Origin of the sequence: Microbispora bryophytorum (genome assembly GCF_006874465.1) — a bacterium.
GTDB lineage: Bacteria > Actinomycetota > Actinomycetes > Streptosporangiales > Streptosporangiaceae > Microbispora > Microbispora bryophytorum.
This window is the reverse complement of record NZ_VIRL01000018.1, coordinates 24,362-40,238: the sequence shown is the minus strand read 5'-3', so window position 1 is coordinate 40,238 and position 15,877 is coordinate 24,362. Positions and strand designations below refer to the sequence as shown.

Here is a 15,877-nt window from a genome sequence, read left to right as displayed (position 1 = left end):
CGCCGAAGACGCGGTACTCTCTGTACCCTGCATCATGGGGAGTGTTCCACGGATCACAGCGCGACACGGGCCGGGTCCGCGGGGCACGACCAAGGGGTGCTAGCTCAATGGCAGAGCTGCGGACTTTTAATCCGTCGGTTCAGGGTTCGAGTCCCTGGCGCCCCACCACCTCTGACCTGGGCGTTCTCCTCAACGGGAGATCACTCGATCATGACCTGGGACACGGCGCCGGTGCCCGGGGAGGTACAGGTCGTCACGCCGCCGGGGGCGACCGTCCAGCCGTTGGCCGTGAGCAGCTCGGTGGCGTGCTTCGGGTCGCCGGCTGCGTCTTCTCCGCCGGGTCGATGGCCTGGTGCGGCGCCCTGTCGCACGACGGCTACCGCAACGACATCTCGACGATCACCCGCAACGTCATCGACCGGTTCCACGACCCCGAGGCGTTCGCGGGGGTGGCCGCAAATGGCTAGGAATGAGTCCGCCCGCGCGGAGGAGCAGAGCGAGACCCGGCACCGGATCCTCCGTGAGGCCGCCAATCTGTTCGCCGAAAAGGGTACGCCGCCACGACGACGCGGGAGATCGCCGCGGCCGTGGGCGTGCAGCAGCCGTCCTTGTTCCACCATTTCGGTTCCAAACAGGAGATCCTCGACAACGAGGTCTCCGCGCGGCGGCCGATCGCACGGGGCATGCTGCGCAAGCCGCCGGGCGCGCCGCGGGAGTCGAACATGTTCACGCCGCCGCCCTTCTGGGAGCCGCGGTACGAGGCGTACGAGTGGACGAGGTACAACGGGTACTCCCGCCATCACGCCGACGCGTTCTGGGCGACCTATGAGCGCCGTTCGTGGTGTGGGCCGAGGAGGCCGGCTATGAGCTGGACTATCTCACCCAGCACGACCTCGACGCCGATCCCGGCGTGCTCGCCGGGCACGCCTGCGCGATCGTCGTCGGCCATGACGAGTACTGGTCGTGGCGGATGCGGGACGCCGTGGACCGGTTCGTCGACGGCGGCGGCAACATCGCGCGATTCGGCGGCAACTTCTTCTGGCAGGTGCGCATCACCGACGACGGCGGCACGCAGATCTGCTACCGCGATCCCGCCGCCGACCCGGTGACGGGCACCGACGACGCGCACCTGGTCACCACCGCCTGGGACTACCCGCCGATCGGCCGCCCGGCCGCGGAGTCGATGGGGCTGACCGGTTCGTCCGGCGTATACGTTCGCTACGGCTGCGCGGCGCCGCGCGCCTCCGGCGGGTACACCGTCTACCGTCCCGGCCACTGGCTGTTCGAGGGGACCGACCTGTACTACGGCGACGTCATCGGCGCCGCGCCGATCGGCATCGCCGCATTCGAGCTCGACTCCGTGGAGTACACCTTCCGGCGCGGGCAGCCCTATCCGACCTTCGAGGACGGCGCGCCGGAGAACCTGGAGATCCTTGCCATGTGCCCGGCCGTGGCGTCCGAGGAGGACCGCTGGGCGGGCACGGTGCCGCTGGGCAGCGGCGGCCCGGGAGAGAGCCAGGGCCTGCGCGAGCTCACCGGCCGGGCCACCGGCGACGACGCCCCCGACTGGCAGTACGGCTCCGGCATGATGGCCGTGTTCACCCGCAACGGGGGCACGGTCGTCAACACCGGCACCACCGAGTGGGTCAACGGCCTCGTCGCCCGCGACTTCTTCACCGAGAAGATCACTCGCAACGCACTCGACCGGCTGGGCGGATAGGGGATGCGACATCCGATGCCGCCGTCCCAGCCCCGCCCGATCGAAGGAAATCCGTGACGATGCCCAAGCAACCTGAACGCGCGCCGATCGGCCCGGTCGACGCGTCGGTGGTACCGCGTTACGGCGGCGAGGCGACCTTCGCCCGGCTGCCGCGCCTCGACCAGGTGCCGCACGCCGACGTCGCGCTTCTCGGCGTGCCGTTCGACAGCGGGGTCAGCTACCGCCCCGGCGCGCGTTTCGGGCCGGGGCACATCCGGCAGTCGTCGCGGCTGCTGCGCCCGTTCAACCCCGCGCTGGGCGTGGAGCCGTTCGCCGAGCAGCAGGTCGTGGACGCGGGCGACGTGGTGTGCAATCCCTTCGATATCGGGGCGGCGGTCGAGTCCGTCGACTCGGCGGTGAGCGAGCTGCTGGACCGCGGCACCAAGGTGGTGACGCTGGGCGGCGACCACACGATCACGCTGCCGGTCCTCCGCGCCCTGTCGCGGCGGCACGGGGCCATCGCGGTCCTGCACTTCGACGCCCATCTGGACACGTGGGAGACCTACTTCGGGGAGCCGTACACGCACGGCACCCCGTTCCGCCGCGCCGCCGAGGAAGGACTGCTCGACGAGACGCGCTGCGCGCACGTGGGAATCCGCGGCCCGCTGTACAGCCCGCTCGATCTGGTCCGGGACGCCAAGCTCGGCTTCCGGGTCTTCACGAGCGACGACATCGAGGCGCGGGGCGCCGCGGCGGTGTCACAGGACGTCCGCGCGCGCCTCGACGGCGGGCCCGTCTACGTGTCGGTCGACATCGACGTGCTGGATCCGGCGCACGCCCCCGGCACCGGCACGCCGGAGATCGGCGGCCTGAGCTCCCGCGAACTGCTCGTAATGCTGCGCGGGCTGGCCGGCCTGGAAATCGTGGGCGCCGACGTCGTCGAGGTCTCACCGTCCTACGACCACGCCGAGATCACCGGCCTCGCGGCCGCGAACGTCGCCTACGAGCTGGTGTCGCTGCTGGCACTGGGCGCCCGCCCTCTCTCATCCCGCTGACTTCGATCTGGAGGACAAGATGGACATCTCCGCGGTAACGGTGCTCGGCGCGGCCGGCCGTGCCCCTTACGTGCCACCGCTGAGCGACTACGCCGCATCGTCGCCGTCGTGGACCGAGGCGGAGTTCACCGGCCTCGAGACCACTGCGGCATCGGTGCGGGCAGGCTACTGGACCGGTGAGCCGGGCAGCGTGCGGCTGGATCCGTGGCCCTACACGGAGATCTGTTCCATCCTCACCGGCCGGGTCGCGGTGGTAGACCAGGCGGGCGGGCGGCTGGAGTTCGGCGCCGGCGACGGCTTCGTCGTGCCGAAGGGCTTCGTGGGCGACTGGCTGACGCTCGAAGCCGCGTCGAAGTACTTCATCGCGGTGGAGTGATCGGCGGCCCGCCTCCGCCCTAGGTCGTGTCTGGACGGCGACGACTTCGATGCCGCGACCTGCACCTACCTGTCCAGGCCAGGCAGCCGCACCACAAGTGACCTCTCGTGTGATCGGAGGGCTCTCGCGCACCGGCGAACACCTGTTTCCAGCTGAGCCACGACGGCCACTTCGGGCTCTCGATAGAGTTGAGTCTCCGCTCGCCCCACCACGAAAGGCCAGAGATCACCAGTGGCTGATTCGTTCGTTCACCTGCATGTTCACACCGAATACTCCATGCTGGACGGAGCGGCGAAGATCGGCAAACTGGCCGAGCGGGCAGCCGCGCTGGGCATGCCCGCGATCGCCATGAGCGACCACGGCAACATGTTCGGCGCCTACGAGTTCCAGTCGAGGATGAAGGCCGCCGGGGTCAAGCCCATCATCGGCATCGAAGGTTACGTCAGTCCGGAATCCCGCCACTACAAGCAGCCGGTGTTCTGGGGAGAGCCCCACCAGCGTAAGTCCGACGAGCGCACCGGTCTGGGCGGTGACGTGTCGGCCAGCGGCACCTACCTTCACAAGACCATGTGGGCGGTCAACGCGCAGGGCCTGCGGAACCTGTTCAGGATCTCGTCGCTGGCCTCCCTTCAAGGCCACATGAAGAAGTACCCGCGCATGGACGACGAGCTGTTCGCGGAGTACCACGAAGGGATCGTCGCCACCACCGGCTGCCCGTCCGGAGCAGTACAGACCCGCCTCCGGCTCGGGCAGTACGACAAGGCGCTGGAACACGCCGCCAAATACCAGGAAATCTTCGGGCGGGACAATTACTTCCTGGAGATCATGGACCACGGCGGGATCCCCATCGAGACGGGGGTCCGCGAGGACCTGCTGCGGATCGGCAAGGCCCTCGGCATCCCGCCCCTGGTCACCAACGACTCCCACTACGTGACCGAAGACCAGGCCACCGCCCATGACGCGTTGCTCTGCGTCGGCACCAACTCCCTGCTCAGCGACCCCAGCCGGTTCCGCTTCTCCGGCAACGGCTACTACGTACGCACCGCCGAGGAGATGTGGGCTCTCAACCCCAGCTCCGACATGTGGGCCGAGGGCTGCAAGAACACCTTGCTGATCGCTGAGCGGGTCGAGCCGTACGACGAGGTGTTCGCTCATCGTGACCTCGCCGCCAAGTTCCCGGTCCCCGAGGGGGAGACCGAGATGAGCTGGCTCCGCAAGGAGGCCCAGCGTGGCGCGGAACGACGTTACGGCGCTCCCGTACCGGCCGAGGTCGTGGAGCGGATCGAGTACGAGCTCGGCGTCATCGAGGGCATGGGTTTCCCCGGCTACTTCCTCGTCGTCGCCGACATCTGCCGCTACGCGCGGGAGAACGGCATCTGGCTGGGGCCGGGCCGAGGATCCGCTACCGGCTCCATGGTCGCCTACGTCACCGGCATCACCGAACTCGATCCCATCGAGCATTCACTGCTGTTCGAGCGGTTCCTGAACCCGGAACGCATCTCCATGCCCGATGTCGACCTCGACTTCGACGAGCGTCGGCGCGGCGACATGATCCGTTACGTCACGGAGAAGTATGGCGAGGACAACGTCTCGCTGATCATCACCTATATGACGATCAAGTCGAAGGCGGCGGTGAAGGACGCGGCCCGCGTCCTCGGCTACCCCTTCCCCGTCGGGGAGAAGATCACCAAGGCCTTCCCACCGGCCGTCATGGGTAAGGAAATCCCGCTCACCGGCATCTTCGACGAGAAGCACCCCCGGTTCGCCGAGGCGACCGAACTGCGGAAGCTCTACGCAGAAGACCAAGACGTCAAGCAGGTCATCGACACCGCGCTCGGCCTTGAAGGGCTGACCCGGGGCACCGGCGTTCACGCCGCGGGTGTCATCCTTTCCTCTCAGCCGTTGATCGACGTCATGCCGATCTTCATGCGCCCTGACGACGGTGCCCGCATCACCGGCTTCGACGGACCCAGTTCCGAGTCCATGGGCGCCCTGAAGATGGACTTCCTGGGCCTGCGCAACCTCACCGTCATCGGTGACGCGGTGCAGAACGTGAAGGACAACCGCGGCGTCGACCTGGACATGCTCAGCCTTCCGCTGGATGACAAGAAGACCTATGAGCTGCTGGCCCGCGGCGAGACGCTCGGCGTGTTCCAGCTCGACAGCTCGATGATGCGGGACCTCACCAAGCTGATCGCCCCGGCCCGATTCGAAGACATCTCGTCCATCCTGGCCTTGGGCCGTCCCGGCCCCATGGGGGCGAACGCCCACGTCAACTATGCGCTGCGCAAGGCCGGCCAGCAGGAGATCACCCCGATCCATCCTTCGCTCAAGGAAGCCCTTGAGCCGATCCTCGGCACCACCTACCACCTGGTTGTCTACCAGGAGCAGGTCATGGCCATCGCCCAGCAGCTGGCTGGCTACACCCTCGGTGGCGCCGACATCCTGCGCCGGGCCATGGGCAAGAAGAAGAAAGAGGAGATGGACAAGCAGTGGGCCACCTTCTCCTCCGGCATGGTCAGCAAGGGCTACACGGAGGAAGCAGCGAAGGCTGTCTGGGACGTACTGGAACCGTTCAGTTCCTACGGCTTCAACAAGTCCCACACCGCCGGGTACGGTCTTGTCTCCTACTGGACCGCCTACCTCAAGGCCAACTACCCGGCCGAGTACATGGCCGCACTGCTCACCTCTGTCGGTACCAACAAAGACCGCATGGCGCTCTACCTCGCCGAGTGCCGACGCATGAAGCTCAAGGTCCTACCGCCTGACGTCAACGAATCCGGACTGCGGTTCTCAGCCGTCGGGGAAGACGTTCGCTTCGGATTGGGCGCGATCCAGAACGTCGGGGAAAACGCCATCAAGGGCATCATCTCGGCACGTCGCAAGAAGGGCGCCTACACCGACTTCAACGACTTCCTGACCAAGGTTCCTCAGGTTGTCTGCAACAAGCGCACAATCGAATCTTTGATCAAAGCCGGAGCGTTCGACGGACTTGACCATGCCCGGCATGGGCTGATCCAGATTCACGAGCAGGCCGTTGATGCGGTGATCGATGTCAAGCGCAAGGAAGCACTGGGCCAGGACTCACTCTTCGGTGCGCTCGACGAGGGCGGCGATGCAGGGAATGTCTTCCATATCTCCGTCCCGGACGGCGAGTGGGACAAGAAGACCAAACTGGCCTTCGAGCGGGAAATGCTTGGTCTTTACGTTTCCGACCACCCGCTCCACGGCGCCGAACGCATTCTGGAACGCAACCGGGATCTGACCATCGCTCAAGTTCTTGATGGACAGGCCGGGGCAGGAAACGTCCGCATCGCCGGCATCATCTCAGGCGTCGACAAGAAGGTCACCAAAAAGGGCGACGTCTGGGCCATTCTCAAGATTGAAGACCACGACGCGTCGATTGAGGTTCCCTGCTTCCCCCAGACCTACCAGCTATACGGCACCAACCTCGCTCCCGACCTGGTCGTCTCCGTCACCGGCCGGATCCGTTCGCGCGGCGACGGTGACGAAGCCACCATCTCTTTCAACGCCACCGACATCACGTTCCTCGACATCTCCGGCATCCAAGACGACGGCCGCGAGCCGATCGTGATCGCCCTCCGCGAGGAACGCATAAACAGGGAACTCGTCCACGAACTCAAGCGGATTTTAACCGTACACCCAGGGGAAACCCCCGTCCGCTTGCGAGTGGAGCGACTCAACCGGAAGATCAACGTTGTGGAGCTCCCCGACTACGCGGTGAACATCAACAACGGCGCATTCGCCGGAGACATCAAAGTTCTCCTGGGCGCGAACGCACTCGTTGTGTCATAAAAAGTAACTCCACCCGAGACCCGAGCCGAGTCGAAGTCATCCTGACAGCAGAGCCGCCCGAGTGCGGACGATGCGGCCAGGCAGGCATCCTCTCGGCCCGGGTTCCGCACCACCTCGTCAATGCTCGAAACGAGACCCTTCGGGGTACCGGCATCGTGGTTCTGTGCCCCCGCTGCGACATGGGCCAACCAGAAGCCGGGCCCTTGATCGCGTGGTTCACCGATTTGAAAAGGTGATCGTGGTGGATGTCGAACCGACCAACGGCTCACGGGCGTCGGGCTAGAGGTTCTCCGGCTCGATGGCGGTCCCGATGTGCGTGGTGAGGACCAAGCCGTACGGGTTGTTCCAGGCCGATCCGGCCGCCAGGCGCTCCGCGGCCTGCTCGGCCCTGTGCTCCTTGAGGACCTGCTCGGCCCTGTGCTCCTTGAGGACCTGCTCGGCCCTGTGCTCCTTGAGGACCTGCTCGGCCCTGTGCTGCTTGAGGGCCTTCACCAGGTTCTCCGGGAGCCGGATCGCACACAGTTTCCGCGTGGGGGCGAACCTCAACCTTTGACGGCCTCTGCGATCTGCCGTGCGACCTGGGCGGGTGTCAGGTGCGTGGTGTCGATGACCTCGGCCTCGCCATGTAGCCACGTGCGGGCCGCCTCGGCGTAGGGCTCAAGGTATTTGAGACGGAAGGGGGAGGGGCCAAGAAGAGTGTCCCCCTCGATGCGCCTGCGGAGAGTGTCCTGGTCAGCGTGGAGGACGAAGTGCCGTACCGGGATGGCATGCCGGGTGAGGCCGGTGCTGATCTCGCGCCAGTACTGCTCGACCAGGACAGTCATGGGCATCACCAGAATGCCGCCGGCGTAGTCGAGTACGAGGCGGGCGGTCTCGACGACGAGTGGCCGCCACGGCGGCCAGTGCTGGAAGTTGTCCGTCGCCGGCAGCCCCGGCGTGATGTCCATGAGCGTCTCGCCTACCTTCTCGGCGTCGAACACCCGTGAGTCCGGGATCAGTTGCTGCACGAGTGCAGCGGCCGTCGTCTTGCCTGCGCCATGGGTTCCGTTGATCCATACGATCACGAGACCCGATGCTACGTACTTCCGCTCCGACCCCGAACCGGTAGGTCGGCCGCGCCCGCTCCTACGTCACTCGACTGCTCCGCCAGAACACGAGCTATGGGAACTGCCGGTGGGAAGGGAGCTCCGGCCGACGAGGCCGATCCCGGCAAGCCTCGTCATCGGCTGTGATCGTCGGCCGGAGGTTGATCGATGTCGTGTTCGCTGTGGACGATGGCATGCGCCGCCTCCGACAGGCGCAGGCCGCGGGTGCGCGCGTAGACGCACAAGGAGTCGAAGGCGTCGTCCATGTCGCTGTGATGGCGCTCGGCCAGCATCCCCGTGGCCTGCTCGGTGAGCGTGCGACTGTTGAGCGCGGTCTGTAGCTGCTCTGTGGCTGCCTCGTATCGCTCCAGCCCGCGCTGGTGCAGGATGCTGATGGTGGCGACATTGGCCAGTGCCTGCCCGATGTGCAGCTCATCCGTGGTCAATCGGCCGGCTGCCGTCCGTAGCAGGGTGAGTGCGCCGATGACCCTGTCGCGGTGGCGCATCGGCAGTGCCTGGACCGCGACGAAGCCGGCGAGCTGCGCCGCTGCGGCGAAACGGGGCCAGCGCCCTCCCCCGGCGATCAGATCGGCACTGGTCACCGGCTCGCCGGTGCGGTAACAATCCAGGCCGGGGCCGTCCACATCCTGGAGCTGGAGGAGTTTCAGCATGCGGGCCTGCTCAGTGGAGGCCGCCATCGGACGCAGCCGCCCTTGCCGGTCGACCAGCAGCAGCCCCGCCGCATCGACGTCCAGCAGTCGCACGCAGCGCAGGGTGAGCTGGTGTAACAAATCGACGACGTCGAAGTCTCCGACAAGGGTGTCCGTCAACTCGGCGAACGCGTCGGTCAGTTGGCGTTCCCGCGTCACGGCTGCCTCCCAGAAGGGACCTGCAGAAACGTTGTCCTCCTGGACGTTCATGCTTACCTAACTACACTCAGGTCATGCCGCACCAGCCCGTGAATCCGGGCTCAGCGAGCGCGGGGCTGCGAGCCAGTCGAGCCGGCGGGCAACTTGCCGGGCGGTGTCGATGACGGCGTTGACGTATGGAGACGGGTCGCCTGAGCGCCACAGGAGCGACCAAGGGTAGTGGGGGTTTGGTTCGGTCAGTGGCCGCCAGACGGTGCCTGGACGGTTGGATGTGCGGGCGGAGGAGGGGACGCAGAGCACGCAGCGGTGCTGGAAGACGAGATCTTCAGCTGCGTGGTTGCTCTCGACGGTTCCCTTGTAGACGGTGGGCTCGAAGCCGGCTGAGCGGCACAGTTCGCGGACGAACTGGTTGGACTCCGGCGTCTGGGCCTCCTCGCCGAGCAGGAGGAGTTCCTCAGCCAAGGATGCGACGGGCACCCCGTCCAGCGCAGCGAAGCGGTGGGTATCAGGAACCAGCACGCCCAGCGGATCGAGCCGGATGAGCTCGGAGGCCATGTCGGGGGGGAGCTGGGAGGAGAGACCGATCCCGATCTCCAGGCGCCCGTCGGCCAGTTTGCGGTACTGCGCGGGAGTGCTCGCCTCGACCTGGTGGATCGTCAGCTCCGGATGGCGTCGCTGTACGGCTTGCAGGATCCGGGGCATGGAGTCGTAGCCCGCGTCGACGATGCCCACCCGGAGTGTGGGCGGAGAACCGACGGCGTTCCGGGCCGCGTGCGCCGCCCTACCCGTATGGTCGAGGATCTGCCGGGCCTCGATGAGGAAGGCGGTGCCGGCCGGGGTCAGTTCGACGTGGTGGGTGCTGCGATTCAGCAAGCGCACACCTAGTTCGCGTTCGAGACGTTGCACCTGTTGGCTCAGCGCGGACTGCACGATGTGCTCACGAAGCGCCGCCCGGCCGAAGTGCAGCTCCTCGGCCAGGGTCACGAAGTAACGGAGCTGACGTAGCTCCATGGGCCATCCCCTCCGGCCTGCGGCGTCGACGCGGACCCGCGTTTTCCCACCTTAAGTCCTCGCGCAGGAGGCCGCCGCGACGTGAACCGGACGATCGACTGGAGGACGATCACCATGCCCACCGCTGACCGGGGATTCCGTGCCGATAGGCCGCTGCCCTCAGGGCCCGGCGGATGTGCGGGCTCCCTCGGACAGGCCCGTGCGCCGACGGCGCTCGACACGGCCGGGATCGGGCCAGCGCACGCCGGTGGCCCAGCCCAGACGCTCGAAGAGCCGGATCAGCCCGGCGGCAGGGTCGATCTGGTGCCGGTCCAGGCCGTGCACGGCGCAGGTGGGTTCACTGTGGTGACCGTTGTGCCAGCTCTCCCCGAACGACAGAACCGCCAGCGGCCACAGGTTGGTCGAGCGGTCATGACGGCGAGTGGCGAAAGGCCTGCTGCCGACCACGTGGCAAAGAGAGTTGACGCTCCAGGTGACGTGCTGCAGGAGGGCGATGCGAACCAGCCCGGCCCACAGGAACGCGGTCAGCCCGCCGTACAGGCTGCCGCTGATCGCCCAGCCGGCCAGGAACGGCAGCCCCAGCGACAAGGCGCACAGTGCGGGGAAGGCACGCGCCACTCTCACCATCGCCGGATCGGCGGGCAGGTCGGGCGCGTAGCGGGAGGCCGGCGTCAGATCGTCGGTGAACAGCCAGCCCAGATGGGCGTGCGCAAGGCCGCGAAGCTGGCCGTACAGGCTGGTGCCGTACCGGTAAGGAGAGTGCGGATCGCCGGGGCGGTCGGTGAAGGCGTGATGGCGTCGATGGACGGCCACCCAGTCGATGACGTTGCCCTGGAAGCTCATCGACCCGGCGACCGCCAGCGCGATCCGAAGCCACGGGCGGGCGGTGAAGGACCCGTGAGTGAGCAGCCGGTGGAATCCGACGGTCACCCCGAATCCGGTCACCATGTAGAGCGCCCCGGCCAGCAGCAGATCGGTGAGCACGACTCCGTGCCCCCATGCCAGCAAGAGCCCGGTTCCGAGCGCGACGAACGGCAGCACGACGATCGTCGCGGTCAGTCCTGTCTGCGCTCTGCCGGCCGAAACCTGCTCTGCGGCCGTGGGGAACGGTGACGTGCCGTCGTAGTCCTCCCGGCGTTTCAGGATATGTTCGGAGGTGATCATGAGCCTCTTCCCTCTCGTCCTATAGGGCGGCACGTCCGTGCACGTAACACCATCGCCGGGGTGTTTCCGAATCCAGTGCGGCAACCACCGGATGGTCGGTCTCCTCGTAGTGCGCCCGCGCGTGACCGCCGGGCGAATCATCGGAGCAGGCGACCCACCCGCAGGTCAGGCACACCAGCAGGTGAGACCAGGGCAGCCCCAGGGCCAGGCACGGCCGGCATTCGGGAGCCTCGTGCCGGACGTCCGGGAGCATGTCGAGGTGCTCACAGCGGCGCTCCTGCCCGTTCGGCCCGCTGTCGGCGCGGACCTTCATGCACTCCACGTTCAGGGTCATCGCGCCCCCTTACGGCGGTCGCAGCGACGCGAGGTGCGCCGGCTGATCTGCCTCAAGTCAACGCGGCCGAGGGTGCGGGGGAAACGTCGATTCCGAGTCAGGCTCATCTCCGGCTGAGATGGCCCGTCGAGGCACCACCCGAATTCGCCCTCCACCCGCACCCGACGGGCACCTCACCGCGATCCTGCCGCCTCCCGTTCGCCGACGATCAGCAGGTGGCAGGCGGCTGGAGAGGACGCGGCAGGAGGCCGGAAGCCGGCGAGGTAGGCTGAAGGCGCCGAGGACATTTCGTGCGTTGGCAGTCAGGTCGGCGTCGCCCCCGGCGAACCATCGCTTCGGCCCCTGCAAGGAGCCGGACAGGCTAGGCAGTCATGGTGCCAGCGCTTCTTTCTCGTCCCAAGCCGCTGAGCGCCGCCGCGCCCGAGGGTCCCGTGATCGACTCGGCGGTCCGGCTCTCCTTGAATCCCGTGCTGGACCGGCGCGCCACCGTAGACGGGGCGTGGTGGCCCTACTCCCGCGACGCCACCGCCGAGCTGCCCGGCCTCATCGCCGCCGTCGATCAGCGGGTCGGCCGGACCACGCTGCGGGTCGGCGTGTACCGGGACGCGTGGGACCACATCCCGCGCCGTGTCCCGGCACACAGGCGCCAGGTGAAAGTCGGCTGGTTCCGCTACATCGACCCCCACGTGATCACCTTGATCCTCTCGGGCGCCGAGCCGGTCGTCCTGCTGGTCGTCCCGCCGGGCACCGCAAGCGGGCCCGCCGAGGCGGTCCTCACGCTCGTCACCGGGAAGACGACGGGCCTCGCTCCGGCCGACATCCTCGCCGCCGCGCACCTTCCCACCGCACCGGGCGCCGGCCGGGCGGACCAGGAGTGCATGCTCCGCTGGGAGAACGAAGGCGGGTCCGTCACCGAGCACCAGACCGTTGCCGCTGCCGGTCGGTGACCTGCGTCGCAGTGAGCCACGCGCCGCCACCGGCCGGACCTGGCGATCCCGGCAACGACCTTTCCGGCGGCGGATCGATCTGCGGCCGGCAGGCCCTGTCTCAGCCGCCAAGGGTGAGACCGGGCGCGGAGCACCAGCCGGTGAGGTCGAGCAGGCGTCGCGTCTGCGGGGGCGCCGACCGCAAGATCAGTGAGTGATCACCCTCCAGCCGCGCAGCAGCCGTGACGAGGGCACGCAGGCCACCGACATCGATGAATACCAGGCCGCTGAGATCGACGTGGATGTCGGCGCTGTTCGACATCGAGGCCAGTGCCAGGGTCAGAGCGGGCAGGCTGATGCGGTCGAGGTCGCCTTCGATGCAAAATCCCTGAGGATCGGCACACGCGGTGATTCGCCGGCGCCGGACGGTGGCCCTCATGGCAGAGTCGGCGTTTGGATCATCGACGCGTGAGGAGGGCTCGAAGTCGGTCCTTGGGACCGCGGCTCGCTGGAAGACGCCCGTCCCCTACGGTCTGCCCGATAGGCGGCTCGTATAGCGGCTTGTGGTGCTTGGAGGCGTCGCCGACCGACGTGGATACCATCCGGCGACGGGCGAGCCGACGGAGCTGGATGATCCGCCCGACTCCGGGGAGTGCGACGGCGAGAATGCCGCCGGTCATGGCCAGCAGGAGCGCGACGCCCAGAGGCAGGTCTCCGTCGGCGCCGAAGAAGGAAACCCTGATCACTTGGCCGTTCTGCAGCACGAAGATCAGCAGCAGGAGCAGGATGAACGCCGCCGTGATGGTCGCCACCCACATCGCGCTCGCACGCGTACGCGCGAGGACGAACCGGCGGGATGGCCCGACCGTGGGCACTTCGACTGGCTGGGACTCGCGTGGCTTCGACAGGTCGGGCATGGCTGCTCTCCTTCTTTCCGTCAGGCCGGCCGCGGTCTCCTCGGCGGATCCGCCGAAGGGGGCAGGAGGGTTCGGGGGATGGACCTGAAGGAACTCCAACGTATGCCCGATGCATCGACGCGGTGAGTGCGGGGAACAGGGCGATCCGAGCTCAGCTCATCACATCCGGTGATGACTCCCGTCCCCGCTCTCGGGTGGAGGAGCCGCTCTTGGGTGAGACGAGACGGTCCACATCGGAACCGCCCGGCCGGGAAGGGGTGGCGGGCATGAAGCTACGCCAACTCCGCTTGGTTGCGACGCTGTGCCGAGGTCGGTACCCCCCGAGCAGTACCGGCAACTGACCGGCGGAACCACAAGGTTTCCCCGGCCCCTACTCGCTTCCGGCGCCCTGCCCGAAGCCGGCCCCCACGTCAGTGCAGCCGTTGGTCAGGCCTCTTGACGCCATCGGCGTCCCGAAGGGCGGCGAGGGGAAGCCGCAGCGTGAAGCGTGCACCGCCAATGGGAGAGTCTCCGGCATGGAGGGTCCCGTCATGCGCCTGAGCGATTTCACGGGCGATCGACAACCCGAGGCCCGTGCCGCTGCGGTCGCGGCGGCGGCCTGCGTCCAGCCTGGTGAATCGTTCGAAGATCCGCTCGATGTCGGCCTCGGCGATCCCTTCGCCGTCGTCGGAGACCGCCAGTTCCGCGATGCGCCCGTTATGGCTGACCTCGACCCGTACGACCCGTTCGGCGTGCCGTTGGGCATTGTCCAGCAGATTTGTGAGTGCCCGGCCGATCTGGATGCCGACGATCTTGACGTACACCCCGGGGACGAGCCACAACTGGACCGGAATCCGGTCCGCCCGGCGGGAGACTTCCGCCTTGACCAGTTGTGCCAGGTCGACCGGCGCCCGCCCGTTCGGCACAACGCTCTCGACACGGGACAGCAGAAGCAGATCGCCGATGATCGCCTCGAGCCGGTCGACGGCGCTCAGCGCACGTTGGAGGGTCTCGTGCAGATGAACATCATCTGGATGCAACTGAGCCTGCTCAAGCTCTGCGCGCAGCCCAGCGAGGGGGTTACGCAACTCATGCGACGTGTCGGAGGCGAACCGCCGCTGTTGCTGCAGTGCCTTGTTGAGCCGTTTCAACGTGCAGATCACGGCCCTGGTGGTCCGGGCGATCTCGTCTTCACCGAGGGGATTGGAAACCTCCGCGTCAAGGTCTGTGACAGATGCGGGGATGTCAATACCGTCGATACAGCCGGACAGAGCCTCAACGTGTCTCATGTCCATGTCAGTTCTTCCTTCCCGCGACCGAGTGGTCGGGGTGTGTGGGTATCGCCCGCGTGCCTGCCGCATCCCCGTGAGTCACGAAGAGTGTTGTGCATTCCGAAGCCGGCCGGGAATTCCTTCCCGGCCTTTGACCGGGGGGCTCGACGACGGGATGTCTCGGGGGCGACGACGAGGGCCTCATGGCATCCATGCCGGCGTGCCCTCTGAAGCAAAGCGGCGCCTTCCTCTGCCGGGGTACCGGCACTGGGCGCTCTTGAGCCCAACCCCGCCAAGGCGGTAGTTCGGGGAAGATCCGCGGTGACCCGCGGTGGGACGCATGTTCACCAATCTAGGAAGACGCCAGACGCCACGCCACCCGCATATGGTGCATCTGACACCCCCCAGATGGGCCGAATCGCGGGCTCAACCAGGTTTTCGCAGTCCTGGCAGAAGCCCCGTCCGAGTCGCCACGACAACCGCTTCGAGCTGGCTGTGCGCGCCCAGCTTCATCATGACGTTCTTGACATGGCCTCGAGCGGTGTGAAGGCTCACGACGAGTCGCCCAGCGATCGCACGGGGATCGAGCCCTTCGCCCATCAGATTCAGGACTTCCAGCTCGCGCGCGGTGAGCCCCGCCCAGCTCTCGCGCCCACCGTGCGGCGGTGCGCTGGGGTCCTGGAGGAGCGCTTTGAGTGGTTCGCCCTCCACCATAAGGATGTTCTTGTCGACCGGGGCACGGATCACTTTGAGAATGTCCGGAAACTTACTGTCTTTTGCGAGAAATCCGGAAGCCCCTGCCGCCGCTGCGGCCGCGAACAGGTCTGGGCTGGCATCACCGGTCAAGATGAGGACGCGGACATCCGGGTGAGACGCTTTGATCCGCCTCGTACCCTCGATTCCGTCGACGTCCGGAAGATGAATGTCCATGAGCACGACGTCGGGACTCCGCATCGTGGTGAGCGAGACGGCGTTCTCGACCGTTCCCACGGCGCCCACACAAATCAGGTCGGGCTGGGCGTCGATCGCGATCTCAAGAGCGCCAGCGAGCGCCCGCTGATCCTCGACCACGAGAACTCGGATCACAGGATGCTCCTGCCCGCCGTGGCCTTGTCCACTGCTCGGCTCATGGCTGCTCACTTCATGAGCGGTTTCGCCGCCGTACGCCGGTCGGCCGGGGCCCGCTCTGCCCGTCTCCCGGGTTGGGCACAGCTTGACCAGAAAGGTTTGCTTCGGAGCCGGCCGATGGGGGCGCGCCCCCCTGGCGAAAGCGGGCCGAAGACCCTGTGGCCTGCCCTTATGGACTGTGGCCTGCCCCTGTGAACTCATCATGACGCTACCCCGCGTGCACGGTGATACACAAACAGATCGACCT

At 67.1% G+C, this 15,877-nt stretch carries 17 protein-coding genes, 1 tRNA gene and 1 pseudogene; 9 read left to right on the top strand and 10 right to left on the bottom strand.

Annotation, left to right across the window (positions count from 1 at the left end; translation table 11 throughout):
- Nucleotides 1-93: 93 nt before the first annotated feature.
- The 8 genes and pseudogenes from FLX07_RS27290 to FLX07_RS38900 all read left to right on the top strand — a co-directional run bounded on the left by FLX07_RS27290 (nucleotide 94) and on the right by FLX07_RS38900 (nucleotide 7,182).
- Nucleotides 94-168, top strand: a tRNA-Lys gene (locus FLX07_RS27290).
- A 137-nt stretch (nucleotides 169-305) separates the two neighbouring features.
- The gene (locus FLX07_RS36685; RefSeq protein WP_167748405.1) at nucleotides 306-467 is read left to right on the top strand and encodes a hypothetical protein; all 162 of its coding nucleotides are present in this window, start codon (nucleotides 306-308) and stop codon (nucleotides 465-467) included.
- A gap of 84 nt (nucleotides 468-551) precedes the next feature.
- Nucleotides 552-635 (top strand): annotated as a pseudogene (locus tag FLX07_RS38905) (helix-turn-helix domain-containing protein); the annotation flags it as partial.
- Between the two features lie 203 nt (nucleotides 636-838).
- Nucleotides 839-1,720, top strand: a complete 882-nt coding sequence (locus FLX07_RS37995; RefSeq protein WP_142574544.1) for a N,N-dimethylformamidase beta subunit family domain-containing protein — start codon at nucleotides 839-841, stop codon at nucleotides 1,718-1,720.
- A 59-nt stretch (nucleotides 1,721-1,779) separates the two neighbouring features.
- Nucleotides 1,780-2,754: an agmatinase gene (gene speB, locus FLX07_RS27275; protein ID WP_142574543.1), complete on the top strand. Its 975-nt coding sequence runs from the start codon at nucleotides 1,780-1,782 to the stop codon at nucleotides 2,752-2,754.
- Between the two features lie 19 nt (nucleotides 2,755-2,773).
- Nucleotides 2,774-3,130, top strand: coding sequence for a cupin domain-containing protein (locus tag FLX07_RS27270; protein ID WP_142574542.1), 357 nt, complete (start codon nucleotides 2,774-2,776; stop codon nucleotides 3,128-3,130).
- Nucleotides 3,131-3,361: 231 nt separating this feature from the next.
- Nucleotides 3,362-6,946, top strand: a complete 3,585-nt coding sequence (dnaE, locus tag FLX07_RS27265) for a DNA polymerase III subunit alpha (protein WP_142574541.1) — start codon at nucleotides 3,362-3,364, stop codon at nucleotides 6,944-6,946.
- Complete coding sequence (locus FLX07_RS38900) at nucleotides 6,892-7,182, top strand: DUF6300 family protein (RefSeq protein WP_373292623.1); 291 nt, start codon at nucleotides 6,892-6,894, stop codon at nucleotides 7,180-7,182. Before dnaE ends, FLX07_RS38900 begins: the two co-directional genes overlap by 55 nt.
- A 43-nt stretch (nucleotides 7,183-7,225) precedes the next feature.
- Here FLX07_RS38900 and FLX07_RS27260 read toward each other — a convergent pair whose 3' ends face one another.
- The 6 genes from FLX07_RS27260 to FLX07_RS27235 form a co-directional block, all read right to left on the bottom strand.
- Nucleotides 7,226-7,438, bottom strand: a complete 213-nt coding sequence (locus tag FLX07_RS27260; RefSeq protein WP_167748404.1) for a hypothetical protein — start codon at nucleotides 7,436-7,438, stop codon at nucleotides 7,226-7,228.
- A 50-nt stretch (nucleotides 7,439-7,488) separates the two neighbouring features.
- Complete coding sequence (locus FLX07_RS27255) at nucleotides 7,489-8,010, bottom strand: P-loop nucleotide/nucleoside kinase family protein (RefSeq protein WP_142574539.1); 522 nt, start codon at nucleotides 8,008-8,010, stop codon at nucleotides 7,489-7,491.
- A gap of 155 nt (nucleotides 8,011-8,165) precedes the next feature.
- Nucleotides 8,166-8,951, bottom strand: a complete 786-nt coding sequence (locus FLX07_RS27250) for a GAF and ANTAR domain-containing protein (RefSeq protein ID WP_142574538.1) — start codon at nucleotides 8,949-8,951, stop codon at nucleotides 8,166-8,168.
- Between the two features lie 21 nt (nucleotides 8,952-8,972).
- Nucleotides 8,973-9,911, bottom strand: coding sequence for a LysR family transcriptional regulator (locus tag FLX07_RS27245; RefSeq protein WP_142574537.1), 939 nt, complete (start codon nucleotides 9,909-9,911; stop codon nucleotides 8,973-8,975).
- Between the two features lie 159 nt (nucleotides 9,912-10,070).
- Entirely contained in the window at nucleotides 10,071-11,075 is a 1,005-nt protein-coding gene (locus tag FLX07_RS27240) for an acyl-CoA desaturase (protein ID WP_142574536.1), read from the bottom strand.
- A gap of 19 nt (nucleotides 11,076-11,094) precedes the next feature.
- The gene (locus FLX07_RS27235; RefSeq protein ID WP_223854002.1) at nucleotides 11,095-11,409 is read right to left on the bottom strand and encodes a UBP-type zinc finger domain-containing protein; all 315 of its coding nucleotides are present in this window, start codon (nucleotides 11,407-11,409) and stop codon (nucleotides 11,095-11,097) included.
- Nucleotides 11,410-11,780: 371 nt separating this feature from the next.
- Here FLX07_RS27235 and FLX07_RS27230 point away from each other — a divergent pair, with 371 nt between their 5' ends.
- Nucleotides 11,781-12,356: a DUF5994 family protein gene (locus FLX07_RS27230; protein WP_142574535.1), complete on the top strand. Its 576-nt coding sequence runs from the start codon at nucleotides 11,781-11,783 to the stop codon at nucleotides 12,354-12,356.
- A gap of 100 nt (nucleotides 12,357-12,456) precedes the next feature.
- Here the strand turns inward: FLX07_RS27230 and FLX07_RS27225 are convergent, their stop codons facing one another.
- From FLX07_RS27225 to FLX07_RS36680, 4 genes are all read right to left on the bottom strand, one after another.
- Complete coding sequence (locus FLX07_RS27225) at nucleotides 12,457-12,774, bottom strand: STAS domain-containing protein (protein ID WP_142574534.1); 318 nt, start codon at nucleotides 12,772-12,774, stop codon at nucleotides 12,457-12,459.
- Between the two features lie 19 nt (nucleotides 12,775-12,793).
- Nucleotides 12,794-13,252, bottom strand: coding sequence for a LapA family protein (locus FLX07_RS27220; protein ID WP_167748403.1), 459 nt, complete (start codon nucleotides 13,250-13,252; stop codon nucleotides 12,794-12,796).
- 410 nt (nucleotides 13,253-13,662) lie between these two features.
- Nucleotides 13,663-14,526 (bottom strand): sensor histidine kinase, encoded by an 864-nt coding sequence (locus FLX07_RS27215; protein WP_167748402.1) that lies wholly within the window; start codon nucleotides 14,524-14,526, stop codon nucleotides 13,663-13,665.
- 402 nt (nucleotides 14,527-14,928) lie between these two features.
- Nucleotides 14,929-15,588 (bottom strand): response regulator transcription factor, encoded by a 660-nt coding sequence (locus tag FLX07_RS36680; protein ID WP_167748401.1) that lies wholly within the window; start codon nucleotides 15,586-15,588, stop codon nucleotides 14,929-14,931.
- Nucleotides 15,589-15,877: the final 289 nt, after the last annotated feature.

Bases quoted from the DNA above. Each gene is read 5' to 3' on its own strand.
- speB (WP_142574543.1), top strand. From the start codon at position 1,780: ATGCCCAAGCAACCTGAACGCGCGCCGATCGGCCCGGTCGACGCGTCG.
- FLX07_RS27270 (WP_142574542.1), top strand. From the start codon at position 2,774: ATGGACATCTCCGCGGTAACGGTGCTCGGCGCGGCCGGCCGTGCCCCT.
- FLX07_RS27250 (WP_142574538.1), bottom strand. From the start codon at position 8,951: ATGAACGTCCAGGAGGACAACGTTTCTGCAGGTCCCTTCTGGGAGGCA.
- FLX07_RS27245 (WP_142574537.1), bottom strand. From the start codon at position 9,911: ATGGAGCTACGTCAGCTCCGTTACTTCGTGACCCTGGCCGAGGAGCTG.
- FLX07_RS27240 (WP_142574536.1), bottom strand. From the start codon at position 11,075: ATGATCACCTCCGAACATATCCTGAAACGCCGGGAGGACTACGACGGC.
- FLX07_RS27235 (WP_223854002.1), bottom strand. From the start codon at position 11,409: ATGACCCTGAACGTGGAGTGCATGAAGGTCCGCGCCGACAGCGGGCCG.
- FLX07_RS27230 (WP_142574535.1), top strand. From the start codon at position 11,781: ATGGTGCCAGCGCTTCTTTCTCGTCCCAAGCCGCTGAGCGCCGCCGCG.
- FLX07_RS27225 (WP_142574534.1), bottom strand. From the start codon at position 12,774: ATGAGGGCCACCGTCCGGCGCCGGCGAATCACCGCGTGTGCCGATCCT.
- FLX07_RS27220 (WP_167748403.1), bottom strand. From the start codon at position 13,252: ATGCCCGACCTGTCGAAGCCACGCGAGTCCCAGCCAGTCGAAGTGCCC.
- FLX07_RS27215 (WP_167748402.1), bottom strand. From the start codon at position 14,526: ATGGACATGAGACACGTTGAGGCTCTGTCCGGCTGTATCGACGGTATT.